General features: G+C 60.2%; 22 protein-coding genes and 1 tRNA gene. 11 read left to right on the top strand and 12 right to left on the bottom strand.

Going from position 1 to position 22,864, the window contains the following annotated elements; genetic code table 11:
• Positions 1-11: 11 nt before the first annotated feature.
• The 3 genes from AWR36_RS05625 (at position 12) to AWR36_RS05615 (ending at position 2,937) form a co-directional block, all read left to right on the top strand.
• Positions 12-1,004 (top strand): MlaA family lipoprotein, encoded by a 993-nt coding sequence (locus AWR36_RS05625; protein WP_231745264.1) that lies wholly within the window; start codon positions 12-14, stop codon positions 1,002-1,004.
• A 32-nt stretch (positions 1,005-1,036) separates the two neighbouring features.
• Positions 1,037-2,218, top strand: a complete 1,182-nt coding sequence (locus tag AWR36_RS05620) for a PP2C family protein-serine/threonine phosphatase (protein ID WP_067082320.1) — start codon at positions 1,037-1,039, stop codon at positions 2,216-2,218.
• Between the two features lie 200 nt (positions 2,219-2,418).
• Positions 2,419-2,937, top strand: a complete 519-nt coding sequence (locus tag AWR36_RS05615) for an STAS domain-containing protein (protein ID WP_067082317.1) — start codon at positions 2,419-2,421, stop codon at positions 2,935-2,937.
• Positions 2,938-3,004: 67 nt separating this feature from the next.
• Here AWR36_RS05615 and AWR36_RS05610 read toward each other — a convergent pair whose 3' ends face one another.
• From AWR36_RS05610 to AWR36_RS05590, 5 genes are all read right to left on the bottom strand, one after another.
• A complete protein-coding gene (locus AWR36_RS05610) occupies positions 3,005-3,466 on the bottom strand; it encodes a tellurite resistance TerB family protein (RefSeq protein WP_067082314.1) in 462 nt (153 codons plus the stop codon).
• Positions 3,447-4,424 (bottom strand): transaldolase, encoded by a 978-nt coding sequence (tal, locus tag AWR36_RS05605; RefSeq protein WP_067082311.1) that lies wholly within the window; start codon positions 4,422-4,424, stop codon positions 3,447-3,449. Before tal ends, AWR36_RS05610 begins: the two co-directional genes overlap by 20 nt.
• Before the next feature lie 65 nt (positions 4,425-4,489).
• A complete protein-coding gene (gene dusA / locus AWR36_RS05600) occupies positions 4,490-5,425 on the bottom strand; it encodes a tRNA dihydrouridine(20/20a) synthase DusA (RefSeq protein ID WP_067082309.1) in 936 nt (311 codons plus the stop codon).
• Between the two features lie 155 nt (positions 5,426-5,580).
• Positions 5,581-6,786: a glycerol-3-phosphate dehydrogenase/oxidase gene (locus tag AWR36_RS05595; protein WP_067082306.1), complete on the bottom strand. Its 1,206-nt coding sequence runs from the start codon at positions 6,784-6,786 to the stop codon at positions 5,581-5,583.
• Complete coding sequence (locus tag AWR36_RS05590) at positions 6,770-7,462, bottom strand: glycerophosphodiester phosphodiesterase family protein (protein ID WP_067082304.1); 693 nt, start codon at positions 7,460-7,462, stop codon at positions 6,770-6,772. The genes AWR36_RS05595 and AWR36_RS05590 overlap by 17 nt, the downstream gene beginning before the upstream one ends.
• Positions 7,463-7,756: 294 nt before the next feature.
• On the opposite strand from AWR36_RS05590, the gene AWR36_RS05585 reads away from it, so the two are divergent.
• Together AWR36_RS05585 and AWR36_RS05580 are read left to right on the top strand one after the other, a co-directional pair.
• Complete coding sequence (locus AWR36_RS05585; RefSeq protein ID WP_067082301.1) at positions 7,757-8,119, top strand: hypothetical protein; 363 nt, start codon at positions 7,757-7,759, stop codon at positions 8,117-8,119.
• A gap of 58 nt (positions 8,120-8,177) precedes the next feature.
• Positions 8,178-8,888, top strand: a complete 711-nt coding sequence (locus AWR36_RS05580; RefSeq protein WP_067082298.1) for a fimbrial biogenesis chaperone — start codon at positions 8,178-8,180, stop codon at positions 8,886-8,888.
• Positions 8,889-8,893: 5 nt separating this feature from the next.
• Here AWR36_RS05580 and AWR36_RS05575 read toward each other — a convergent pair whose 3' ends face one another.
• The 3 genes from AWR36_RS05575 to AWR36_RS16070 all read right to left on the bottom strand — a co-directional run bounded on the left by AWR36_RS05575 (position 8,894) and on the right by AWR36_RS16070 (position 13,052).
• Entirely contained in the window at positions 8,894-9,949 is a 1,056-nt protein-coding gene (locus AWR36_RS05575) for a hypothetical protein (protein WP_067082295.1), read from the bottom strand.
• Complete coding sequence (locus tag AWR36_RS05570) at positions 9,936-12,110, bottom strand: TcfC E-set like domain-containing protein (RefSeq protein ID WP_231745263.1); 2,175 nt, start codon at positions 12,108-12,110, stop codon at positions 9,936-9,938. The genes AWR36_RS05575 and AWR36_RS05570 overlap by 14 nt, the downstream gene beginning before the upstream one ends.
• 387 nt (positions 12,111-12,497) lie before the next feature.
• Positions 12,498-13,052, bottom strand: a complete 555-nt coding sequence (locus tag AWR36_RS16070) for a hypothetical protein (protein WP_141398476.1) — start codon at positions 13,050-13,052, stop codon at positions 12,498-12,500.
• Positions 13,053-13,370: 318 nt separating this feature from the next.
• Here AWR36_RS16070 and gltX point away from each other — a divergent pair, with 318 nt between their 5' ends.
• From gltX to AWR36_RS05555, 3 genes are all read left to right on the top strand, one after another.
• Positions 13,371-14,846, top strand: a complete 1,476-nt coding sequence (gene gltX / locus AWR36_RS05565; RefSeq protein WP_067082292.1) for a glutamate--tRNA ligase — start codon at positions 13,371-13,373, stop codon at positions 14,844-14,846.
• Between the two features lie 155 nt (positions 14,847-15,001).
• Positions 15,002-15,077 (top strand) — tRNA-Ala (locus AWR36_RS05560).
• A 695-nt stretch (positions 15,078-15,772) separates the two neighbouring features.
• Positions 15,773-16,960 carry a hypothetical protein gene (locus tag AWR36_RS05555; RefSeq protein WP_067082289.1) on the top strand — a complete coding sequence of 396 codons (1,188 nt, stop codon included), beginning with the start codon at positions 15,773-15,775 and terminating at the stop codon, positions 16,958-16,960.
• Between the two features lie 36 nt (positions 16,961-16,996).
• Here AWR36_RS05555 and AWR36_RS05550 read toward each other — a convergent pair whose 3' ends face one another.
• The 4 genes from AWR36_RS05550 to can form a co-directional block, all read right to left on the bottom strand.
• Positions 16,997-17,860: a glycerophosphodiester phosphodiesterase gene (locus AWR36_RS05550; protein WP_231745262.1), complete on the bottom strand. Its 864-nt coding sequence runs from the start codon at positions 17,858-17,860 to the stop codon at positions 16,997-16,999.
• 77 nt (positions 17,861-17,937) lie between these two features.
• A complete protein-coding gene (locus AWR36_RS05545) occupies positions 17,938-18,453 on the bottom strand; it encodes a flavin reductase family protein (RefSeq protein WP_067082286.1) in 516 nt (171 codons plus the stop codon).
• A 149-nt stretch (positions 18,454-18,602) separates the two neighbouring features.
• Positions 18,603-20,270: an FAD-dependent oxidoreductase gene (locus AWR36_RS05540; RefSeq protein WP_067082283.1), complete on the bottom strand. Its 1,668-nt coding sequence runs from the start codon at positions 20,268-20,270 to the stop codon at positions 18,603-18,605.
• Positions 20,271-20,363: 93 nt separating this feature from the next.
• The gene (gene can, locus AWR36_RS05535) at positions 20,364-21,020 is read right to left on the bottom strand and encodes a carbonate dehydratase (RefSeq protein ID WP_067083933.1); all 657 of its coding nucleotides are present in this window, start codon (positions 21,018-21,020) and stop codon (positions 20,364-20,366) included.
• Positions 21,021-21,223: 203 nt separating this feature from the next.
• On the opposite strand from can, the gene AWR36_RS16180 reads away from it, so the two are divergent.
• From AWR36_RS16180 to AWR36_RS05525, 3 genes are all read left to right on the top strand, one after another.
• Complete coding sequence (locus tag AWR36_RS16180) at positions 21,224-21,400, top strand: hypothetical protein (RefSeq protein WP_156417393.1); 177 nt, start codon at positions 21,224-21,226, stop codon at positions 21,398-21,400.
• A gap of 91 nt (positions 21,401-21,491) precedes the next feature.
• Entirely contained in the window at positions 21,492-21,983 is a 492-nt protein-coding gene (locus AWR36_RS05530) for a GNAT family N-acetyltransferase (RefSeq protein ID WP_067082280.1), read from the top strand.
• 149 nt (positions 21,984-22,132) lie between these two features.
• The gene (locus AWR36_RS05525) at positions 22,133-22,852 is read left to right on the top strand and encodes a hypothetical protein (RefSeq protein WP_067082277.1); all 720 of its coding nucleotides are present in this window, start codon (positions 22,133-22,135) and stop codon (positions 22,850-22,852) included.
• The last annotated feature ends 12 nt before the right edge of the window (positions 22,853-22,864 follow it).

Below are 22,864 nucleotides of genomic sequence, written 5' to 3'. Positions count from 1 at the left end.
TGGGACGCACATTGAGTTTGCCCTCGCTGACGCTATCGATACTGCTGGTGCTGCCTTTGGCCGCTCTGGGGCAGGACGACCCCTTTGCGGAAGTTCCGCCCGAGAACCTTCCGGTAGATGAGCAATCGACGACGTCAGACGGAGAGGGCGGCGCCGCAGAAGCTGGCGCCGGGGAGACAGAAGCAGCGTCCGGCGAAGAGGGCGAGACGGCGAGCGCGGCATCCGGTGACGCCGGTGGCTCCCTTGAGGAGGAGTACGGCTTCGACCCCGCGGCAGAATTTGGTGGCGAGCAGGACACTGCCAGCCAGGATCCCTGGGAGGATGTAAATCGCGCCATATTCCGCTTCAACGATACCGCCGACCGCTGGTTCCTGAAACCGCTGGCGGTGACCTATCGCGAAGTGACTCCTGTGTTCATGCAGCACGGAGTGAGCAATTTCTACGGCAACCTGCTGGAAATCACCAACTCCCTCAATAGTGCCCTGCAGTGGAAATGGGGGCAGGCCGGTAACGACGCCGGTCGCTTCCTGATCAACAGTACAGTGGGAGTGGTGGGTCTTTTCGATGTTGCCCAGCACTGGGGGCTCGATCCCAATGACGGTGAAGATTTCGGCCAGACACTGGCGGTCTGGGGTGTGCCCGCGGGCCCTTATGTAGTCCTTCCTTTCCTGGGGCCATATACCGTCAGGGACGTGCCCGGGGGTTGGGTGGATTTCTACACCAATCCCATGGTCCTTATCGATCACGATCCCACCCAGTTTGCTTTCCGGTTCGGAGACTTGGTGCAGACCCGCGCTAGCTATCTCAAAACAGAGTCCCTGCTGCAGGGGGACCGCTACGTCCTGTTGCGAGATGCCTATCTGCAGCGTCGCGAGTTCCTCATTAACGATGGTGCTTCTTCTACCGATAGCGATGATGATTTCGCCGCGGAGGAAGAGGCGGAGAGCGAGGACGCAGGTGACGAGGCAGAGGTAGACAGCGAAGCTGACCCGTTTGCCTTCTGAAAATACAAAAATGACCAAATTGGGCTGACCCCATGGGCGAGCGCCAGTCACTGCTACTGATCGAGGCAGACCAGCCCTCCCGCGATTTCGTGCGGCGGGCCCTGGCACGACTCGGGTTTACCGTCACGCTGGCGCAAAGCGGTGTGGAGGGGATTGGCCAGTTTGCCCCCGGGTTATTTCAGCTGGTGGTCACCGATTTACACCTGCCCGATATGGGTGGGCTGGAAGTGCTGCGCAAAATCAAGAAGTCCTCCCCGGAGACTCCCGTCGTCGTATTGGCATCCAACAGCGAAGTCAGCGATGTGGTGCAGGCACTTCGCCTGGGAGCCAGTGATTACCTGCTCAAACCGATCGAAGACGAGACGGTGATCGAGCACGCCATTTCCCGCATCACGGAAGCGGAGACGCTGGCGCAGGAGAATCGCGAGTACCGCGAAAAACTGGAGCGGCGCAATCGCGAACTGCGCGACAATGTCGAGGTGTTGCAGCGCGATCAGGAGGCGGGCCGGCTTCTGCAGCAGCACCTGCTGCCGAGGACGCCTTATCAGTATCCCGCCGGCATCGAAGCCGCCTACCGGCTGGTACCGTCACTCTTTCTCAGCGGCGACTTCATCGACTACGGCCTCTTCGGCGAGCGCTTTATCGCTTTCTATCTTGTCGACGTATCCGGGCATGGTGTCTCCTCGGCACTGGTCACGGCGCTGATCAAGCACAGCATCATGCACCTGCTGCGGGAAAAGCCGCTCTTCACCCACCTGGATGCACTGCATGACGACTTGCTGGAAATCCTGCAGACCATCAACCGTGAGCTGTTGGCCACCCGTCTCGACAAGCACGCCACCATGTTCGTGGGGGCGATCGACAGTCGCGCCCGCAAGTTGCACTACGCGGTGGCAGGGCAGATTCCCACGCCGGCACTGGTGACCAGCCAGGGGGCCGAGTGGTTGCCGGGCAAGGGCCGTCCGCTGGGCCTGTTTGAACAGGGTAACTGGCAGGTTCTGGAGGCCGCGCTGCCCAGTAACTGGAGCCTGGTGGCCTGCTCTGACGGGGTGCTGGAGCTTTTCAGCGGTGATCTGCTGGAGCGGGAGCAGCAGCTGCTGAACGCCATCGATACGAGTCGCGGGGACCTGGACAGCCTGTGTTCGGCGCTGCATGTGGACACCTCCGACCCCCTGCCAGACGATGTCACCATTCTCACCCTGCGGCAGAGTTGAGCATTGCTGACTGATTGGTCTATAACTGGTCCGGCAAAAGCTTGTCACGCTCAGGCGGCAGGAGTAAGCTCCGCCCGATTTGTAATCAAAAGTGTGGAATCGGCCAGTCCTTCCGGCGATGCCGCACTGACCCAACGTGAACTTTCGCCACTTCTGTAGTGATCGCCAGGTGCGGCACGGCGGAGGTGCCAGAGGTTGTTATGCAGTCCGGGCAAATAATGGTTGGCGCCCACGAGGGTATCTACGTCATCAAGCTGGTTGGTGATGTGCGGCTCAACCTGTGCACATCTTTCGATAACTTTATCGACAGTATGTTTAAGCACGATGACTTCAACGATGTCGTTTTCGACCTGCACGGGGCGAAAGGTGTCGACAGCACCACCCTGGGGCTTATGGCCAAGATCGCTATTCGCGCCCTGGAGCGGGGCTGTGAAAAGCCGCTGGTTCTGACCACTGATGAGGGTATCAGCCACCTTCTCGATGCCATGGGCTTTGACGCCCTGATCGAGGTCAGTGACGAGCACCGGGATTACGCCGCAGAGCCGCAACCTCTCAAGTGCAAGACGCCGGATGAGTGCGCAGCCCGGGAGAAGGTGCTGGAGGCGCACCGGGTACTGATGAGCATGAACGAGCACAATGCCGAGACCTTCCGCGACCTGGTGCACACGCTGGAGCGGGAGTGTGATCCCCTGGACAGCCCCTCTACCCGAATGCACTGAAGCCACGGGCGGCGGACCTGTCGCCCCGGCTTACGGCCTCACTCCTCACCATTAGCCCTAGCCCTGTCTATTTGAGCTTACCCAGCTCCCGTGCTTCTGCCCGGGCGCGGGTGAAGAGCCCGTGGGGCAGGTAGATGAGGTCCGCTACCCGCCGGATCAGGTGCTCTTCGAAGGGCTCGATGGTGCCGTCCGCCAGCGCCACCTGCCACATCTGCCGCACCAGCAAGTACTTGTTCTGCTCGTCGAACTCGCTGTTCACTGTCTGGGTGAACTCGTAGAGCGATGTGGCATCCTCCCGGTGGCCTAGTGCCTCCTCCACCAGCTCCCTGGCTTCACTGGCTTCGAGCCGGTAGTGCTGCTGCAGCACCGAGACCAGGGTTTCCCGCTCCCGCTCGTCCAGCTTGTGGTCCACGGTCGCGACTTCTGCCAGCAAGGCAGCGCTGATCATGCGCAGGTCACTGGCGTCGCGCTTTTCAATGTCCTCGCTATCGCCAATTTGCTCGAACAATTTACGAATTTGTCGCAGCATCAGTCGTCTCCGGCTCCTTCGCCTGTTGCAGGAGCAGCTGTTCCAGTTTTTCCTGATCGTGGACAAAGTTGCGGATACCTTCGGCCAGTTTCTCGGTGGCCATGGCATCCGCGTTCAGCTGGTAGCGGAATTCCGCCTCTGTGAGGGCCTGCCGGGGACGCTCCTCTGAAGCGACCTGGTCGGGCAGGCCACTGGCCAGGGTGCCGTTGTCCTCCTCCAGGCTCTGTAACAGCTGGGGGCTGATAGTGAGACGGTCACAGCCCGCCAAGGCCTCGATCTCACCGGTATTGCGGAAGCTGGCACCCATGACCACTGTGTTGTATCCACGGGACTTGTAGTACTGGTAGATGCTGCGCACCGAGGCCACACCGGGGTCGTCCGCCGCCGTAAAATCTTTGCCGCTGTTGGCCTTGTGCCAGTCAAGAATGCGCCCGACAAACGGGGAAATCAGGGTGACGCCGGCCTCGGCGCAGGCCACCGCCTGGCAGAAGCTGAACAGCAGGGTGAGGTTGCAGTGAATACCCTCCCGTTCCAGCACACTGGCGGCGGCGATGCCTTCCCAGGTGGAGGCCACCTTGATCAATACCCGCTCGCGCTCGATGCCGGCCTGCTGGTACAGGCGGATGAGTTGCCGGGCGTATTCCACTGTCGCGCGGGTATCGAAGGAGAGGCGCGCGTCCACCTCCGTGGAAACCACGCCGGGAACAATATCCAGAATCTCAGCGCCAATGGCGACGGCGAGCTTCATCGCCGCCAGGCGGCCGCGGTCACCACTGTGTTGATCCGCCCAGGCCAGGGCGTCCACCAGATAGGGCTGGTACTGGGGCAGCTGGGCGGCCTTGTACAGGAGCGAGGGATTGGTAGTGGCATCGTGAGGCCGGTAGCGTCGGATGGCCTCGATATCGCCGGTATCCGCTACGACTAGGCTGCGCTGGCGCAATTGTTCCAGTTTATTCATCTCACTTCCCTACTGTTATTTTCTGCAAAATCAAATCAACGTCACCGCCCCATGGGAATTCCGACTCAGGCGGCCTGTGTCACAAGGGCCAGGGCTTCGCGCATCACTTCCGGACCTGCGCCGGGTTTGTGGGCATTTTCGCTCAGGTGGCGGCGGAAGCGCCTGGCGCCGGGCACGCCCTGAAATAGCCCGAGCATGTGCCGACTGATGTAGTTCAATCGCTGGCCCCGGCTCATTTCCCGCTCGATGTAGGGCAACATCTGCTCGACGACCTCTACCGGCGTTGGTCCGGCGTCATCTCCGAAGAGGCGGCTGTCGACCTCGGCCAGCATGGCCGGGTTCTGGTAGGCGGCTCGCCCCAGCATAACACCATCGAGTTGCTGCAAATGTTGCTGGCATTCCTCGATAGTATTGATGCCACCATTGAGGACGATTTCCAGCTGCGGAAAATCCCGCTTGAGCTGGTAAACCATGTCGTATTTGAGCGGTGGGATTTCCCGGTTTTCTTTCGGGCTGAGTCCGTTCAGCCAGGCCTTGCGTGCGTGGACAATAAACGTCTGGATGCCCACCGCGGCCTGAGCTTCCACAAACGCGGTCAGCCCGGCGTAATCCTCCATGTCGTCGATACCGATACGGTGCTTGACGGTGACGGGAATGGAGGCCGCATCGCGCATGGCGGCCAGGCAATCCGCCACCAGGGCCGGCTCGGCCATCAGGCAGGCACCGAAGCGCCCCGACTGCACCCGGTCACTGGGGCAGCCGCAGTTGAGGTTGACCTCACTATAGCCCCACTGTTCAGCCAGCCGCGTGCACTCGGCCAGTTCCTTCGGGGCGCTGCCGCCGAGCTGCAGAGCGACCGGCTGCTCTTCCGGGTTGAAATCCAGGTGTCGCTCCCGGTCCCCGAAGAGGAGGGCGCCGGTGGTCACCATCTCCGTATAGAGGGTGGCGCGCCGGGTCAGCAGCCGCCAGAAATAACGACAGTGGCGGTCGCTCCAGTCCATCAGCGGTGCTGTACAGAAACGGTGGGAGACGGTCTGCCGGTTGGCGCTCTGCGCCGGAACGGTAGGGGAATCGGACATACAAACAGCGTGTTCGGGACAACAAAAAATGTGCCCGCATTATAGGGGAAAGGCGATGGTGCCCGGTACCGACGAAGTCAGTGGTTTTCCTTCTCGGAGCGGCTGTTACCGGTTTTGGCGGCGGGCTCCTCCGCTGTCTCCGGCTCTGGTGATTCCAGCGTCGACCGCAGGATTTTGACGATTTTGCGCGCGGTGGCCCGGTAGCTGGTCAGCTTGCCACCGGCAACGGCGAGCACCCGCGGGCGCTTCTGGTCGTCGCAGCAGATGAGGGTATCCCGCGGCCGGGAAAACGGTGAGTCCTTCGATCTTGGCAACACCCGCAGCCCGGCCCAGCTGTCGCAGATATCCTTGCCGCGCAGCACCCGGGTCTGGGGGAAATAGCGCTGCACCGTGTGTAGCAGGTACTGCTCTTCCTCCAGCGTCGGCGCCACATCCCGTGGGTCACCCTGGTAGCTGCGCTCGGTGGTACCGACCAGTGTTCTTCCCTGCCACGGCATGACAAAAACCGCGCGGCCGTCCTCGGCCTCGACATAAAAGATTTTGTCGCCCAGGGCGAGTGGCAACTCGATATGGGTACCGGCGACGAGATCCAGTGGCGGCAGTGGCGTCTGGGGCGAACAGCGTTCGTTGGTGGTATTGACCCAGGGGCCGCTGCAGTTGACCAGCACCCGGGCCCGCAGGGTGTTGAGTTGACCATCGGCCACATAGTCCACCCGCATCCCCTGGCTGGTCAGTTCAGCGCCCACGAGGCTGCCGGGGCAGATCAGGTGCGCTCCCTGTGCCACGGCGGATTCCACCACGTTGCGGGTCAGCGCCGCGTCATCGGTCTGGGCATCGTAATAGCGGTAGACGGCAATCAGGTCTTCACGGTTGAGGCCTGACAGCTGCTCCCACTCGCTGCGGGGGATTGCGCGGAAGCGAGAGTGGCCACTGATAACCCCGGCCAACAGTGAGTAGATTGTCAGCCCCAGTCGCACCGTCCACGGGGAGCGGCGGCTGTGGCGGTAGACAGGGATATAAAACGGCACCATGCGCACCAGCTGCGGCTTGTTGGCCAGCAGCCAGCGTCGCTCGCGCAGGCATTCATAGACGAGGTGAAACTGGCCGCTCTCCAGGTAGCGCAGCCCGCCGTGGATGAGCTTCGAGGAGCGGGAGGAGGTGGCCGCAGCGATACCCAGCTGCTCGAGAATCGCGACGCGATAGCCCGCCTCGGCCAGCGCGTCTGCTGCACCGGCACCCTGGATGCCGGCGCCAACCACCAGCACATCAAAATCCGTAGACATCGCTGGCTTCCCGGGAGCGCATGAGCAGGGGCAGGTTACCGGTCAGGATGTGATGGGCGCCGCGGGCACGCCACTGGACCGCCTCATCGGCGGAATTGACCTCGTAGACCACCCACTGCCAGGGGCCCGGCGGCAGTTCCGCATACTCGATCTGAGAGTCACGGATCAGCAGGTAGTCCGGCGCCAGGGTCAGGACCTCCATGGACAGGCACTGGGCGACATTGTCCAGCTTCAATGCTACCTGGTGGCAGCCGATGCTGCGGGCCAGGCGCAAACTGCGGCAGTCGCTGGTCAATATGGCAAAGGAGTCGCTCTGCTGTCGCAGTCGTCGGGCTACCGCTTCCACCGCCTGCTCGGCGCCCACGCTTTTCAGCGTCTTGTCCTGCAACTCGATAAACCAGTCCAGGTGCCGGTGGCTGCTGGCCCAATCGAGCAACTGGGCAAACGTGTTCATTGGCAGCTGGCGCAGGTCGCGGTCGCTGATCTTGTGCAGCGGTTTGGCCCTGCGGGCACCGGGAAGTTTGAGGTTGGGCTGGGCGAAGCACCAGGGCGTGCCCTCGGAGCTGAACTGGACCTGGGCCTGGATGGCGCAGGCACCGAGGCTGTGCGCGCCCTCAAAGGCCGCGATGGTGTTTTCCGGTTGGCGACTGGTGTCACCGCGGTGCGCTATCAGCATGGAGTCGATCCGTTCGGCGGGCGTTATTGTGCTTTCGGGAGCGCGCGCTGTGCCCGCGCCGGCGCTCTTCGCAACAAACTGAACTCAGATTGATGCTCCGCGGTGACCCCCGGGCCGGTCAGGGCCGTGGGCCGCGGCCATACAGGAAAAATAGTCGCTGCGTGCGCGCTTGCAAGGCGATAGCGGCGCAAAACACAGTCCGGGCCTGACTACCGCAAGGCGCCCGGTCCCACCGGTCTACACTGGCGAGGGGGACAGTGTTACCGCGCTGCCAGGCGCGGCCAGAGGTGTGATGTGAGCGGTGTAAAACAGGATGTTCCCCCGGCGCTGGTCCTGCTCGGCGTGCTGGGGCTTGGCCCCTGGCAATTGGCGGTCGGCGATGCGGCAACGGCCACGGCATCGGCCCGTATCACCCTCCACATCGCCCCACGTGCGGAGTTACATCATTCACCGGTGGGGACACAAACGAAGCTCTGCCTGTATCGGCAACCTGAGGATCACTACCGGGTGGAGGTACGGGACCAGGACGGCGCCTTGATTCAGAGCTTTTCCGGCAGGCGCGACGCCCACTGCCTGCCGATCGTGCCCGGCACGGGCCAGGACGCCGGGCGAGATACAAAGGGGCAGCGCACAGAGGTGATGATTATGGCGCAATAGTTGTTTCCACGGTGGCGCCATTTAGAATGGGGCTCTGTGTCACCATAAGCCTGAGCCCATGAGAAAGTCAGTAGCCAGAAATCTCTCCATCCTTTTTGCCCTGATCTTCGCCATCGCGGCCGGCCCCCTGTCTGCCGCGATGGCGCTGGACAAGATCATCGTCTATCTCGACGACGTGCCCAACGCGCGGGATGACATCGTGGTGACCAATCCGGACGCGGAAAACCTGTATCTGCAGACAGAGATCTACCGTGTGGATAATCCCGGCACCCCGCAAGAACAGCGTGTGCGCGTGGTGGACCCGCGGGAATTCAAACTGCTGGTCAGTCCCTCCAAGGCGGTCATTGGCCCGGGCGAGCAGAAGCGCTTTCGCTTGATGTCCCTGGAGCGGAACCTCGATACCGAAAAAGTCTATCGGGTGACCTTCAAACCGGTAGTGGGCGACATCAAGACCGATCGCACGGCGCTGAAAATACTCGTGGCCTACCAGGCACTGGTGTTCGTGCAGCCACAGGAGGGGCAGTATCAACTAGAGCTGCTTCGTGAGGATGGAAACTGGACACTGCTTAATCGCGGCAATATCAACGTGGAAATCGCGAAGGCGCAGTACTGCGCAGCCGAGGAGCAGTGTAACGACCTGCCGCTGACAGGGCGCATATACGCCGGTACCGGACTGCCGCTGGAGGCCAACTTAGACGGCGGATATCTTTCCCTGCTGACGCGTTCCGCAGGGAACACGGAAAAAATCCGACTGCCGCTGGCAGATTAAACCAGTTACTCCACTTCCACCGTCAGCGTCAGGGTATCGGAATAACTGGTTTCCGTGGCACTCCCGATCTCGGCCGGGGGCACACGAATATCGATACGCATGTTTTCCTCTGCGTAGCCGTTGCAGTCTGGCTGGGGGTGACCCAGCCAGGTATTGGAGGAAATCACCGCTTCCTGCAACGCTTCGGAACTTCCCGCGAGAGCCGATACGACGGTTTCGTATTGCAGGCTTTGCGTTGTGCCCTGCAGAAGAAAGTTTCCGCTGCCGTTCTGGCTGTCTGCCGTAATCCGGTAGAGGGCGCCTGAAGTTGTGTACACGCAGAACTGCTGGCTATCCAGATAGGCACCTGTTCCGTCGGCCACGAGCGCCATATCTTCCAGGCCGGAAATCCGGATTTCCGCATCAATCACCAGGTTGATTGTGAAGGTGACCTCCTCCCCGGTTGCAAGCCGGGTCACCGGTTTGGTGCCATCACAGGGTGTCGGACCACCGGAGTCATTGTCACCACACTGGTCGACCCCGAGTGTGAAGGTACCGCTGTAGGTGGTGCTTTTCAGCTTGCCCAGGTTCTGGAGTGAAACATTGATCGTTGCTGGCACCAGCTGTCCATTGGCACCACCCGGAAATAGCCCGGAGAATTCACCTGGAGAAAGTGCCTCTGAGATCCCGCTACTGGAATAGGTCAGCGTCACGTCCGCTTCGTCCTGCGCACCCTCGAGCACGAATTTTTTCCCATTTCGCGTAGTAGGCCCTGTTAACCTCACGGCATAGGGCGTGGCGAACTCACAGGTCTCGCTGGCCCCATCCGGTGAGCAGCTGCGCACGGCGAAGGTCACATTACCTTGGTCACGGATAGAGGGTTTGAAGGCAAAAGTATTGTCGGTATTTTCGAGCTGACAGACACCGATCAAGCGCTCATCGTAACCGGCTGCCGCCGGGTCATTGGGCGGGCCGGCACCATTGTCACAGGGCCGGGCGTTAGTGGATTCCGATGAGGCCGGCGAGGCCAGGGCAAATACCGCAGCGGCCAGAAGAATATGGGCAGGGCTAGCGGCTCGCATGTTCAAGCCCCTCTTCGAAGCACTGCGCAGTAGCGAGATCAATCACACCCAGGTTGACCCAGTGATCACCCGAGCTTTGCTCCGGCAGTGCAACCCGGCAGTTGCCCCAGCGCACTGGCGGCACCTGCAGGCGCCTGGGATCTGCCCGCATCTCCATCTGGAATACACCCATATCGTCGGTCACCGCGCTGTATTCACCGATACTAATCTTTGCATGTGCGACCGGGGAACCGTCTTGCACGATGCGGCCAAGCGCCAGGATCAATGGCTGGATAGCGTATTCTGCCTGGGCCACGTTACCGGGATACAGGGTAAGGATCTCACTCTGTTCGCTGTAATCGTAAAAACCGTCTTCCAGCGGGCGCAGGGCCACCTCGTAGCTGCCGAATGCCGGCAGGTTGATCAGCGACTTGCCGCCACCTTTCGCGTAGCCCCGTCGTACCCCATTGACCAGAATCTCGAAGTCCTGTTCGGGGCTGCCGTCGATGTCGACCATCACGGCGCTGCCGTAGGGCCTTTCTCCACCCCAGGCAAAGCCATCGCCATTGGTCATCAGGTTGGTGGAAAAGCTGCCCAGGTAATTGAGGGACTGCTGTGGGCCTTTATTCAGGTACTGCACCGTGGAGCTGGCGAAGCCTCGATGCCCGGCGAGGCGAGTATTGCTGCGCAGGTAGTGCCCGTCCTGGTCTGTTTCTGCGGAGAGCTGCTGGTCCAGCTCCAGGGCCCAGAGGTCGCGATCGTTCCAGGTGGAATCGAACCCGGCTCGCAGCCCCTCGCTGCCCGCATCTCCGCTATCGCTGCGCAGGCGGGCACTGTGGTTCCAGCGGCCGCTACGCAGTCGCATCTGGAAGCTGGCAGTGGTCAGTTGCTGGCCATCGGCATCACTGTGGGCAAGGGTCAGCTCGCCGAGCCAGTCGCGGGTGCGGAACAGGTTGCGACGGTATTCCAGCGTGGTCAGTCGTTCCGCAGCGGTTTGTTCATCATCGAGGGTGAATTCCGGGCGCGACAGGGAAACTCCGCGGTCCCGCTCGCTGTAGCGCACGGCCAACTGCCCCCCTGCCAGAGGTGCCGTAAGGCTGGCATTGCGTTGCAGGAAGCCCCGGTTCAGCAGTGCATAGTCATCTGCCACGAACGCGCTACCCTGATCCTCAAGGCGGGACTCATTCGCGCTCAGCTGGAACCAGGGGGTCGTGAGTGCGGCGTAGAGTCGGTAGCCGCTGCGGCCGCTGTCTGTCTCCAGAAGACTTGGCGACAGTTCCAGGTAGGGCGTGACCCAGCGAGCGCCGACCTCCAGCAGCTGGGTATTGTTGGTGGCCGCCACATTGGTAAAAAGCCCCGCATTGTCGAGCACGCGCCGGGCCACCCCCGCCTGCAGGAAAATATCTTCCGCAGCATCCGGCAGGGTTTCTGTCGGGTTCAGCTGCGCGGGCTGTCCGGCCTGCAGGCTCCAGCGCCACTCGCCGGGGGCGGGCAGCAGGGAGTCCTTGGCAAAGAATTCAGAATACTCCGCAATCACACGACCGCTGTCATCCAGGGTGCGTATTTCCAGCTCGTAGGCGCCACCGGGCAGGCTGGAAGTGTCCAGCAGCTGGTTGCCGGCTTCCAGCAATTCACTGTGCAGCAGTCGCCCGTCACGGCGCACTTCCACCCGCCCGCGCACGGGCATATTTACTTCCAGCGGCGCACCCTGCTGGTAGCGATTGTCGGCGCGACTGTTATTGGAACTGCGATACTCGACACCGTACAGGTAGGGCGCAGCGGTAAAGCTGCTAAAGCTGTTGTAGGGTTGTATCAGGCCAACAGAATAAGCACGTCCGCGATAATCCCGCGTCCAGTGCAGCTGGTAAATCTGCCCGTCATCCTGATCGCCTACCGTCCACTGGCTGTGCAGGCCGCTTTCGCCAAAGCTGAGGATTGATTGTCCGTACAGTGAGAAGGCCTCGGAATCAGGCCCAGTCTCGCTCTGGACGCCGGACCAGCTGCCGGTCAGGTTCTGCACGAAGGAGAATTCGCTGCTGGATTCCGGCAGGTAGGGATCTTCGATCGCCGCGCGCTGGGGTAGCAGATGCGGGGCAATAAACAGATCGATCCGGAAGCGGTTTTCGTCGTAGATCAGACCGATATCAGTCGGGTTCAGAATGCCGCAATTGTTTTTCTGCAAAGCGTGACAGAGCTTGTCGCCGTTACGGGCAAGGGGCCGCTGTATTAGCGACTTGATGAGGTTTGGGTCCAGCGTTTTCGGAAGTAGTTGTAATACGCGCTCCGAATTTTCAAAGCGCACAGTACCGGGATCGAGTGTGATTTGGACGGAACCAAGTTCGCGATTACCAAAATATAGATCTGCTACTAGACTCTGGGGCTCAATTAAATCAGAAAAGCCATCTGGCGCTGCAGTATCTAGAGTGAAAATGGCCCGCGCGACTGCCCAGCTGTCAAGAGAGTGGACAGTGATTAAAAGCGTAAAAAGACCTCCAATTGTTATTTGCTTCATTGGTAGATAACCGACGATCACTAGCGTTGGTAACGCTAGCGATCTCAGTCACCATCACTATTCAGCTGTAACTGTGACTGTGAGGGTGTCAGCGTAGGACTCACTCGAAGCGCTTTCCCAGTCTGTTGCCAAGACCGTTACGTAAATACGAGCGTTTTCGGTTGTGCAAGACAGTGTCTGGGTTCGGAGGAAGGTATCTGCAATGCTTCCGTCAGCTGCAGGGGTGTATCTCGTTCCTGAATTATCAATGTTGTCTAAAAATTCGACAGTGTAAGGAAGAGAGTCATTCACTCCAGCCAGCTCGTAAGGTTCAGTGCCTGTTCCGCCTGAGCTCCCGTTTGCACTAAGTAAATCTATGCTGTATCTCTCAAATCCAATCCCACCGACACAAATGTCTTCTTGCCCTGTAATAGGGTTCCCGGCCACTCCTGAAGGGAGCGGTAGATCGGCTAGGCTAGTGACGATGATTTGTTTTGTAATGCCGAGGGTAATTTCAAAAGTGCCAGTGGAATCTGAAGGTCCGGGAGTCCCCTGAACCGGTGCAGCTGAAAGCGACGAGTTCAACCCGATAGCCAATGTGGCAGCAACGAAAGCACGAATAGAGGTCTTCATTTCCAATTTTCCCCGAAGTCCATTGTTGTAAAGCGATGTTCTGATTCTGTTCTTTATCCCAGTACGCAAGCACTTACGTACCAGATGGCTGACTTTGGCATATGGTGTCAGGGCCAAGTAGCCTTTATGGGCGCAATATTACCTTTTTTGTGATGTGAGTCACGTTGTTTTGGGGCTTTTTTCCTTTTGTTGGTGCAGATTTGCGCCAAATGTCGGGTTATACAGGTTCTGCTTTCTGGACTGTGCGGCTGGCCACCGTCGCCTTTATAATGCCGCGCCTAAACTTGACCCCAATCCACATCCCCAATCAGGTTTGTTATGACCGTAAGAACCCGAATTGCCCCGTCGCCCACCGGTGATCCCCACGTCGGCACCGCTTATATCGCCCTGTTCAACATGTGCTTTGCCCGCGCCCAGGGCGGCCAGTTTGTACTGCGGATCGAGGATACCGACCAGCAGCGCAGTACTCCGGAGTCGGAGCAAGCGATTCTGGACAGCCTGCGCTGGCTGGGGCTGGACTGGGATGAGGGCCCGGATGTGGAGGGCGCCCACGGACCCTACCGTCAGAGCGAGCGCGGTGACATTTACCGCAAATACTGCGAGCAGTTGGTGGAGAAGGGCCATGCCTTCCACTGCTACCGCACCGCCGACGAGCTGGAAAAGCTGCGGGAAGAGCTTCGCGAGGCCGGCCGCACCGCGCTGAAGCCCAGCGACCTGGCCCTGCCGGCAGAGGAAGTGGAGAAGCGCAAGGCCGCCGGCGAGCCCTACGTGGTGCGCATGAACGTGCCCGAGAGCGGCACCTGCGTGGTGGAAGACTTGCTGCGCGGCCCAATCGAGATCGACTGGGCCCAAGTGGATGCACAGATCCTGCTCAAGTCCGATGGCATGCCCACCTACCACCTGGCGAACGTCGTGGACGATCACCTGATGGAGATCACCCACGTGTTGCGCGGCGAAGAGTGGATCAATTCCGCGCCCAAGCACAAACTGCTGTACGAGTACTTCGGCTGGGACATGCCGGTGCTGTGTCACCTGCCGCTGCTGCGTAACCCGGACAAGACCAAGCTGTCCAAGCGCAAGAACCCGACTTCCATTCTCTATTACCAGCGTGCCGGCTTTATGCCCGAGGCACTGCTGAACTACCTCGGCCGCATGGGCTGGTCCATGCCGGACGAGAGCGAGAAGTTCACCCTGGACCAGATGCTGGAACATTTTGACATCCATCGCGTCTCCCTGGGCGGCCCGGTGTTCGATGTAAAGAAGCTGTCCTGGCTGAACGGCCTGTGGATCCGCGAGCTGGAGAATGAGCAGCTGGCGGACCGCCTGACCCAGTGGATGCTCAACCGCGATAACCTGCTCAAGGTACTGCCCCACGCCAAGGAGCGCATGGAGACCTTCGGCGACTTCGCACCGCTGGTCGCTTTCCTGGCCGCCGGCCAGCTGCCCCTGACCGAGGCCAGTTTCGCCGACAACAAACTGGAGCTGGACGAGCAGAAAAAGCTGCTGCAGTTTGCCCTGTGGCGCCTGGAGGCCCTGCGCAGCTGGGATCGCGACAGCATCTTCCAGACAGTGAAATCCCTGGCCACCGCCATGGAGATCAAACTCAAGGACTTCAACGCGCCCCTGTTCGTGGCCATCAGCGGGACCACGGCCTCCTTCTCGGTCATGGATGCCATGGTGCTGCTGGGCCCGGACCTGAGCCGCGCCCGCCTGCGCCACGCCGTGGACGTCCTCGGTGGCGCCGGCAAGAAGGTGCTGAAGCGCTGGGAGAAAGAGTACGCGGGGCTGGTCTAAGCCCCTGAGGACGGCGGCAACCCCGCCCGAAACCAGAGGCGACGCGCCGGTCGTAACTGATTGATTGAAAAGTTATTTTTTCTGTTGACAGGCGCCGGCGCACTGTTAAAATGCGCCTCGCTTTCAGGGGAAACGCACTTCGAAAGCGAAAATTTGGGGCTATAGCTCAGCTGGGAGAGCGCAACACTGGCAGTGTTGAGGTCAGCGGTTCGATCCCGCTTAGCTCCACCAAATACGAAAAAGGCCGCATCCGAAAGGATGCGGCCTTTTTCGTATTGGGTTCCAGCTGTGGGAGCGAGGCACAGCTCCGGTTCACAAGGAGCCGCAGCGTGGCGACGCAGAGCGCCTGGACAGGCGACCCCGAAGGGGTGAGCGGGCGCAGCCCGCGAATCATCCCGCTTAGCGCACGACCAGCGCCCACGGAACTTTTTTTCCCTCCAGGCCGCATCCGAAAGGATTCGGCCTTTTTCGTATTTGGTGGAACTGCGGCGACGTCGAGGCTAAGCACCGGTTCACATGGCAAAGTGAAGCACCCCGATAGCCACTGAGCGTTCCCCCGAGAATGCTCCGTTAGATTGCCGCTTCCCCCGCCCTTCCATCAAACCCTTACTTCATTTCTCAGTCTGCCTGCTGGATGCCCCTCCGCCCATATGTACTTCAGGGGCCTTATGCCGATCGCACGATGCTCCCTGTAAGACCACCATGATCCCTGGCCCTGAATCAGAGTCAGCCGCAATGCTTCATTGAAGTAAAAGAGAAAGATATTGGCGTTCATTTCCCTCGTTCTGGCACTTGTTGGCACGATCAAGAGTGTTACCTGTGCTTTTGGGTTGTAATGCAATCTGTGGAGCGTTAGACCAGTTACTGAAGCGGCTCGTTTGCAAAGGTTCGAATCTCATAGGAAAAGTTAATTTCGAGGGCCTGAAATGATGGACAAAAGAGCGCTATCACTATCTTTAATTTTTCTATTAACCGTCGTTACACCTCACGGTTACACTGAGGTGGAAAATCGCTCTCTTGACTCAAACCTTCGCGAGTTGATTCTTTCTGATCTGAAGGTCGCTAATGGAGGGGATCTTGTTGATGCAGGAATCGGAAGGATCAGCGTGGGCACTATTGCTTCCAGTAAAAACCTTGGAAGGCCAGTGGAGATTCGCATTGGCGCGTTCAATCGACAGGTGGTGCTTTCTGAAGTGATCAATGAAAGTGAATCTGGTCTGGTACACATCAAAGGCAAGGTTCGGTGGAGGGAGGACAGCTATGTGAGGTTTACCCTGAGAAGAGAGAGCATCATTACCGCTGATGACAGCGGGCAGCGAGTGCAGGGAGTCTCGGGTGTGGTTAGGGAGGGGGATTCCCTCTTCAGGATTCGGCCGGTGGGAGAGAACCTTCAGAACGAGCTGATTTATCGGCCTGGTGAAACCCTGAAAAATCGCCCTTTGTGGCTGAGTGGGGATTCACTTGGTGAGAAGCGGGCGAGGGTGCTGGAGGCTGCAGGGCTGAGGTTTGATAAGTTTGGAAAGGCGTTCTTCGGCTCATATGAGGTAGATTCCTCGGGAGAGCTGCTCAGGATACAGGCTATTCCCGAGAAGCTCGGTCTCAAACCTGGCGTTGCAATAGAAGAGATTGTAGCCAAACTCTCCATCTATATGCCGTTTGTTGGGGGAGAGAAGTGGGACCTGAGCGAGATTACCCCTTGGGGTGACCGAATTCGGTATGACTTCTCACAAGAGATCAATGGCATCCCCGTTGAAGGGGCTTTTTTACGCATATGGGTGAATAAAAAAAATAAACTGCCAGTGATCGCCACTGCGCAGGTGGTCATGGATTTTGGATTGAAGAGTAAGCCAGAATTGTCTTGGCAAGAGGCGCAGGACATCCTCGATGAATATACAAGGAGCAGGGGGCATGTAGTGGAGCCAGTAGAAGAGAGTGCGATTTTGCGAAAACTGATCTATCGGCGCGTAGGTAGTGACAAAGTGACTGGCGAACTTTTCTGGATGCTCTCATCCAATACCGGGGAAATTAGCCCGGTGTACTATGTCAGCGCTGAGACCGGGGAGATTGTATCGAATTTTCATTCTTCTCATGCTCTCCAATCTGATTCTGAGTGAGCGAATCAAGGGGCTTGGCCATGAGTCGTGGCACGGCTAAACCGGCCCTGACTGCGAACTCACCACCGGAGTCGTCGCCTGGGCCGGCGGCTCATCCGCCATCTCTTCCGGCGGCTGCAAATGCTGCTGCATCACCACCTCCGCGGTCTTCGACGCGTTGTAATTCATCACCAGCTTCGGCTCGTCGGTAAACACGCCTTCAGCGCCCATGCCCTCAACCAGGCGCAGGTCTTCCATGCTGTTGACGGTGAAGACGTAACTTTTCAGGCCGCGGCGCTTGCCGTCGGCGATCATGTCTGCGTCGGCAAAGTCCAGGCTGAGGTGCATGGAATAGGCCTTGAGCGGTTCGGTGCAGGCGGCCAGGTCGAGGGGAATGCCGTCGATTAGCACGCCGCGGCGCACTTCCGGCAGTATTTGCAGGCTCTCGTAAACCTGGCGGTGGTCGAAGGAGGAAATCAGGTACTGCTCGAAACTGGCGCCATGGTCGCGGACGTAGGACTCGAGCTCCGCTGCCACCAGGGCGGCGCAGTTGGGACCTTTCAGCTCGATATTGAGCTGGGCGTGATTGCCCACCACCTCCAATACTTCCCGCAGCGTGGGCACGCGGCCGCCGCAGGGGAGCAACATCTCGCGCAGGGTTTCGGGGCAGAGGTCGGTGATGAGTTCGCTGCCGGCAATCAGGCGGCCGAGCCGCCGATCGTGCTGGACCAGCAGCTGTCCGCCGACATTCCAGATATCGATTTCGATGCCGTCCACATCGAACTCCAGGGCGTGCTGAATGGCTTCCAGAGTGTTCTCTGTGGCCTTTTCCCGGTAGCCGCGATGTGCGAAGCAGAAGAGGGTGCCCGGTATCTGCATACGTTCACAGTAGGGTAACTTGTACGGTAACACGTCTGCCATGCCGGCAGTCTGCGCCTGAAGTATGACGCGGGTGTGACAACCGGGCCACTAATCTGTGGATGATTTTTACCCGCCGGTCAGTCGTCGGCGGACAGGGACCGGTAGCAGCCGCGGTGGAAGACCAGCGGTTCGCCGCCCTCGGCTTTGAAGTCCAGCACTTCCCCGAGGAGGATAGTGTGGTCACCGCCCTCTACGCAGTTGCTCAGCCGGCAATGGAAGTAGGCTGCACAGTCCTCCAGGATCGGTACCTGCTCAGCCCCTTGATGCCAGCGCACCTGGCCAAACTTGTCGGCGCCGCGACCGGCGAACAGGTTGGAGACATGCTGTTGATCGGCCTTGAGGATGTGCACAGCGAAGAAAGGCTGCTGGGTGAAGGCCTCGTAGCCCAGGGACTGCTTGTCGATACTCCACAGGATCATCGGCGGATCCAGGGAAACAGAGTTGAAGCTGTTGACCGTCATCCCCAATGGGGTGCCACTGGCATCGCAGGTGGTAACCACGGTCACGCCGGTGGCGAACTGCCCCAGGGTGTCGCGCAGGGCGCGGCTCTGTAGTGCGTTAGGAGCGGGGGCCGTGGAGTGCTGTGTGGTCATACTGTTGCTTAAAAACTGATCATTTCTAGTGAAGGCGGCCATTCTACGGCAAATAAGCTGTCAATGCCCGTTCGGTGATGCGCGGAACACCTCATCACCGTGGGCAGGGACGACCCGGTGGCAGATTCAGTCTCCTGACTCTACCGCCCTTATCTGGTCATTATTGGTTGGCATTCGTCCGAGAGGCTGTCGCGGCGGGCAATGCCATCGCCTGTCAGAGCGAAGCCGAGCAGCTGTCCGTCCGGCCCCCGGAATTCGGCGCAAACTCCATCGGCGCTGGCCTCAACTTTCCATTCGCCTTCACTGCCGGGGCTGGGCGGGCAGACGGTAGTGGGGCGCAAGGTAGTCTTCACCGCGACGGGCATCACACCGTAAGTGACCGGTGTCTCGTCGCCGGACAGGGTCTTTGCCAGGGCGCGAGCGCACTGCATCAGGGGAGCGACAAAATACAGCAGGTGCCCATCTACCTCGGCGCAGTCACCGAGGGCATAGATATCGGGGTTGCTGCTCTGCAGGGTGCGGCTTACGGCGATGCCGCGATCGACGCTAATCCCGGCCGCTTCGGCGAGGCCGGTGTTGGGTTGTAATCCCAGGGCGGCCAGGGCGATATCTGCTTCCAGGGTGTCGCCATTATCCAGCTCGGCAGTAATGCCGCCGTCGCGGCGGTTCAGCGTCGCTACCTTGCGGCCACCGTGAAAACGCACACCGGCCCGTTCAAGCGCGCTTTGCAGGTCGCGACCGGCGGCCTCCGGCAGTAGGGTCGCCAGCGGCCAGGCTAGCGGGTCCACCAGGTCCACCTCGTAGCCGGCCTGAGTCAGGTCATTGGCAAACTCGCAGCCGATGAGGCCCGCACCAATCAGCAAGACTTTGCGCTGGCTGGTCAGGGCAGTGCGGAAGCGGTGGTAGTCACCCAGGCTGTTAATGCGGAACAGGCGCGAGAGGCCGTCGCCGGCCATAGGCGGCAGTGGCCGGCAGGCGGCGCCTGTGGCAAAGACCAGCTTGCCGTAGCGGAGTGTGGCCTGATGGCTGCCGTCCTCGGGGACCAGGGTCAGGGTGCGGGTGTCCGCATCCACATCACTGACGTGGGTGTGCACGAGGATTTCTGCGCTGAGCTCCCTGGCCATGTCCTCGGCGGAGGCGCTTGCCAGTTGCTGGGGCGTCTTGCCGTGGGCCAGTGAGGCAGACAGCAGTGGCTTGGAATAGAAAGTACCGTCGTCACCGGTGATCATGATCAGCGGTGTGCGCTGGTCCAGCTTGCGGAATTCCCGCGCCAGGTTGTAGCCGGCGAGACCGGTGCCAATGATGACCAGCGGCTCGCGGCCACTATCCACTGCAGGCGCCTCGGGTTCGCTGGTGGTCGCTGGCTCCGGGGCTTCCTCGGACACCAGCACCATGTCGAACTCGTCCTTGCCGACGCCACACTGCGGGCAGCACCAGTCTTCGGGGATATCCTCCCAGCGGGTGCCGGGGGCAATGCCATCCTCGGGCCAGCCCTTGGACTCGTCGTAGACCCAGCCGCAAACCATGCACTCCCAGATGCGGTAACCGCCAGACTGGGTTGCCGTGGGGGCTTTTTCGGCGCCTGGTGCCTTCTCCCCGGCAGGTTTTACACCGCTCTCGCTGGCGGGCTGCTCCTGCTGGGAGGCGGCCGGCAGCATCTCGAAGTCTTCCTTGGCGGCGCCGCATTCCGGGCACGCCCAGTCGTCGGGGATGTCTTCCCAGCGGGTGCCGGGGGCGATGCCATCCTCCGGCCAGCCCTTGGCCTCATCATACACCCAGCCACAAATCTGGCATTCCCAAACGCGGTACTCGGACATGCTCTCTCCCGTGAGGCAACTGCTATGCCCGGCGCGGACCGGGCTGTGAAAAAGTCGAGGCGGGAGTGTAAAAAAAATCGGAGGGGAAGTCTGCTACTCGGCGTCGCGCTGGGCGATATTGGCGAGCGCATTGTGGTAGATCTCGGCAATCTCTTCGGTGCTGGTGATCGAGATGCCGGGATCGTGCACCAGTCCGTCCCGCAGGCCATAGACCCAGCCGTTGACGGAGAGTGCCTGGCCGCGTTGCCAGGCGTCGCGGACAATGGTGGTCTGGCATACGTTGACGACCTGTTCGAGCACGTTGAGCTCGCACAGCAGGTCAACCCGCTGCCGCTCCTGGAACAGCTTCACCAGTGCCTGGTGCTTGTCGCGCACGTCCTGAATATGGCGCAGCCAGTTATCGATCAGGCCCAGTTGCTGATTTTCCAGCGCCGCCTGCACACCACCGCAACCGTAGTGTCCGCAGACGATGATGTGCTTGACCTTGAGGATCTCCACTGCGTACTGCAGCACCGACAGGCAATTGAGGTCCGTGTGCACCACCACGTTGGCGACATTGCGGTGTACAAACAGCTCTCCCGGTAATAGCCCGACAATTTCATTGGCCGGTACACGGCTGTCGGCACAGCCAATCCAGAGGTATTCGGGTGACTGTTGCTTGGATAGCTTGAGGAAAAAATCCGGGTGGTGCTTGGAAGTGGCCTGTGACCACTGGCGATTATTTTCGATCAGGTGTTTTAAGGGGCGCACAAAAGGGTTCCAGAAAGACTGTCTGTTCACTGACTGATCGAGCTTACTCCTGATGGGGCAGGGGGCCAAGCGGCATCTGCCGGGCCGGCGGATGCGACACTGAATTACCGGGTTGATTTTGCTAATCTGCAGCTCCAGCCGAGTGCCGACCGCCTGTTACTGTTTGGCGGCACCCAACCTGACACGGGCAAGGAGCTAAAAGGATGAGAAGAAGGAAGAGCAAGCCGCAACAGCGACGCCGGCGTCCCTACCGCGCCAGCCCGCTCTGCCGCCATCGCACACGGGCCCGCTGGCTCCTGGCCCAGCGTATCCGCCTGCGTAACTACATAAAGAGCCTCTCCACGCCGGGTGCCGATTCGGACAAGCAGTCGGAAAGTTAGTCAGCCCCGGTTGAGACAATCCCCATCTTGAAACCCCGTTTGGCGGTACAGCCCTTATGGACGCCATCTTGCCGATTCACCAGGAGTGCTCATGAGCAAAAACACCATCGACATTGTGCTCGCGGATTATGCCAACTCACAGCACGCCGAAGCACTGGTAAAGCTGATGGATGAATATGCCCGGGACCCCTACGGTGGTGGTGAACCCCTCAGCGATACCTGCCGCGAGCAGCTGGTGTCGAAACTGGCCGCATTCCCCGGGGCTTTCTCCGTGCTGGCCTTTGACGATTCCCGGGCGCTGGGTCTGGTCAATTGCTTCACCGGTTTTTCCACCTTTGCCTGCAAGCCCCTGGTCAATATTCATGATGTGATCGTCACCGGGGAGGCCCGGGGGGGCGGTGTTTGCGGGCAGATGCTGGAACTGGTCGCTGCAGAGGCAAAACGCCGCGGTTGCTGCAAGCTGACGATGGAAGTTCTGGAAAAAAACCGACCGGCGCAACGAGCCTATCGCAAAGTCGGTTTTGAGCCCTATGTGCTGGATGAAAATATGGGGGCTGCACACTTCTGGCAGCGCTATCTGTGATCACTTTTTCAGTTGGCACGTAAGTTTCAAGTGGAGCGTGAAGGGGCGCCAAAGCCGGCGCAGGGAGCCCCCGCTGTGCAATACTTTCCCGTGCAATGAGTTCCACCCGACAGGGTATCGAGCGGGACGGAACAGGGAGGAAGGTTGCAATGCGATTGAGTTCCACGCTGGCGCAGGGACGTTATGAATACAGTTGCGATGGCCGCACCATGCCGGTGCAGGACAGCTGGCAACTGGGCTTGAACGATCAGGGACAGCGAATAGTGGTCAGCCAGCGGCTGGTCGGTGAGCAGGGTTTCGGCATGGCGGTGCGGGCCCGGTTACAGGAAGGGCTGGTAACCGAGTGCGAAATCCGCTGGCGCGACGAGGTGGACGAGGTGAACGCTCACTACGCGTTGCAGCCGGCCGCCGGGGAGCCTGCCATGGGCGACCCCATCGCCGCACACTGGACCGGGCCCAACGGCCCCCAGCAGGCCGAGCTAGAGGGGCATAACCGCCTGTTGTTCCCCCTGATGCGGATCTTTATGGGACCGCTGCTGCTGAAGCTCGATCAGCGTCGCGAGGGGCTGGAAGTGGTCAGTCCGGATATCGTCGACCCATCCCAGCGCGGCAAGCTCCTGGCACCGCGTATCAGTTTTCGCTCCGCGCGGCCCATGGCCGGGGATGCGGCTATCCAGGGTGCTCAGGAGCTCGGCCCGGATATCTCCGCCTTTATTTATCACGGCGACGAGGCGGAACGGGATGCCCACTGCTTCCTAGACAGTCGCGGGCTGTTAATCGGCTACGACTGGCCATCGAGCACCGGCCGGCTCTGGCAGGTGCGGCTGCGGGACCTTGAGTGGTCATCCCAGTTGCAGGCGCTGGCGTGAGCGCTGCCGCGC

The organism is Microbulbifer flavimaris, from assembly GCF_001641755.2.
Lineage (GTDB): Bacteria > Pseudomonadota > Gammaproteobacteria > Pseudomonadales > Cellvibrionaceae > Microbulbifer > Microbulbifer flavimaris.
Note: the sequence above shows the minus strand (reverse complement) of the source record. Positions and strands in the feature narration are given on the sequence as shown.

Excerpts from the sequence above, each read along its gene's own strand:
- AWR36_RS05620 (WP_067082320.1), top strand. The coding sequence starts at position 1,037 with ATGGGCGAGCGCCAGTCACTGCTACTGATCGAGGCAGACCAGCCCTCC.
- AWR36_RS05615 (WP_067082317.1), top strand. The coding sequence starts at position 2,419 with ATGCAGTCCGGGCAAATAATGGTTGGCGCCCACGAGGGTATCTACGTC.
- AWR36_RS05610 (WP_067082314.1), bottom strand. The coding sequence starts at position 3,466 with ATGCTGCGACAAATTCGTAAATTGTTCGAGCAAATTGGCGATAGCGAG.
- tal (WP_067082311.1), bottom strand. The coding sequence starts at position 4,424 with ATGAATAAACTGGAACAATTGCGCCAGCGCAGCCTAGTCGTAGCGGAT.
- dusA (WP_067082309.1), bottom strand. The coding sequence starts at position 5,425 with ATGGACTGGAGCGACCGCCACTGTCGTTATTTCTGGCGGCTGCTGACC.
- AWR36_RS05595 (WP_067082306.1), bottom strand. The coding sequence starts at position 6,786 with ATGTCTACGGATTTTGATGTGCTGGTGGTTGGCGCCGGCATCCAGGGT.
- AWR36_RS05590 (WP_067082304.1), bottom strand. The coding sequence starts at position 7,462 with ATGCTGATAGCGCACCGCGGTGACACCAGTCGCCAACCGGAAAACACC.
- AWR36_RS05580 (WP_067082298.1), top strand. The coding sequence starts at position 8,178 with ATGAGAAAGTCAGTAGCCAGAAATCTCTCCATCCTTTTTGCCCTGATC.
- AWR36_RS05575 (WP_067082295.1), bottom strand. The coding sequence starts at position 9,949 with ATGCGAGCCGCTAGCCCTGCCCATATTCTTCTGGCCGCTGCGGTATTT.
- AWR36_RS16070 (WP_141398476.1), bottom strand. The coding sequence starts at position 13,052 with ATGAAGACCTCTATTCGTGCTTTCGTTGCTGCCACATTGGCTATCGGG.
- gltX (WP_067082292.1), top strand. The coding sequence starts at position 13,371 with ATGACCGTAAGAACCCGAATTGCCCCGTCGCCCACCGGTGATCCCCAC.
- AWR36_RS05555 (WP_067082289.1), top strand. The coding sequence starts at position 15,773 with ATGATGGACAAAAGAGCGCTATCACTATCTTTAATTTTTCTATTAACC.
- AWR36_RS05550 (WP_231745262.1), bottom strand. The coding sequence starts at position 17,860 with ATGGCAGACGTGTTACCGTACAAGTTACCCTACTGTGAACGTATGCAG.
- AWR36_RS05545 (WP_067082286.1), bottom strand. The coding sequence starts at position 18,453 with ATGACCACACAGCACTCCACGGCCCCCGCTCCTAACGCACTACAGAGC.
- AWR36_RS05540 (WP_067082283.1), bottom strand. The coding sequence starts at position 20,270 with ATGTCCGAGTACCGCGTTTGGGAATGCCAGATTTGTGGCTGGGTGTAT.
- AWR36_RS16180 (WP_156417393.1), top strand. The coding sequence starts at position 21,224 with ATGAGAAGAAGGAAGAGCAAGCCGCAACAGCGACGCCGGCGTCCCTAC.
- AWR36_RS05530 (WP_067082280.1), top strand. The coding sequence starts at position 21,492 with ATGAGCAAAAACACCATCGACATTGTGCTCGCGGATTATGCCAACTCA.
- AWR36_RS05525 (WP_067082277.1), top strand. The coding sequence starts at position 22,133 with ATGCGATTGAGTTCCACGCTGGCGCAGGGACGTTATGAATACAGTTGC.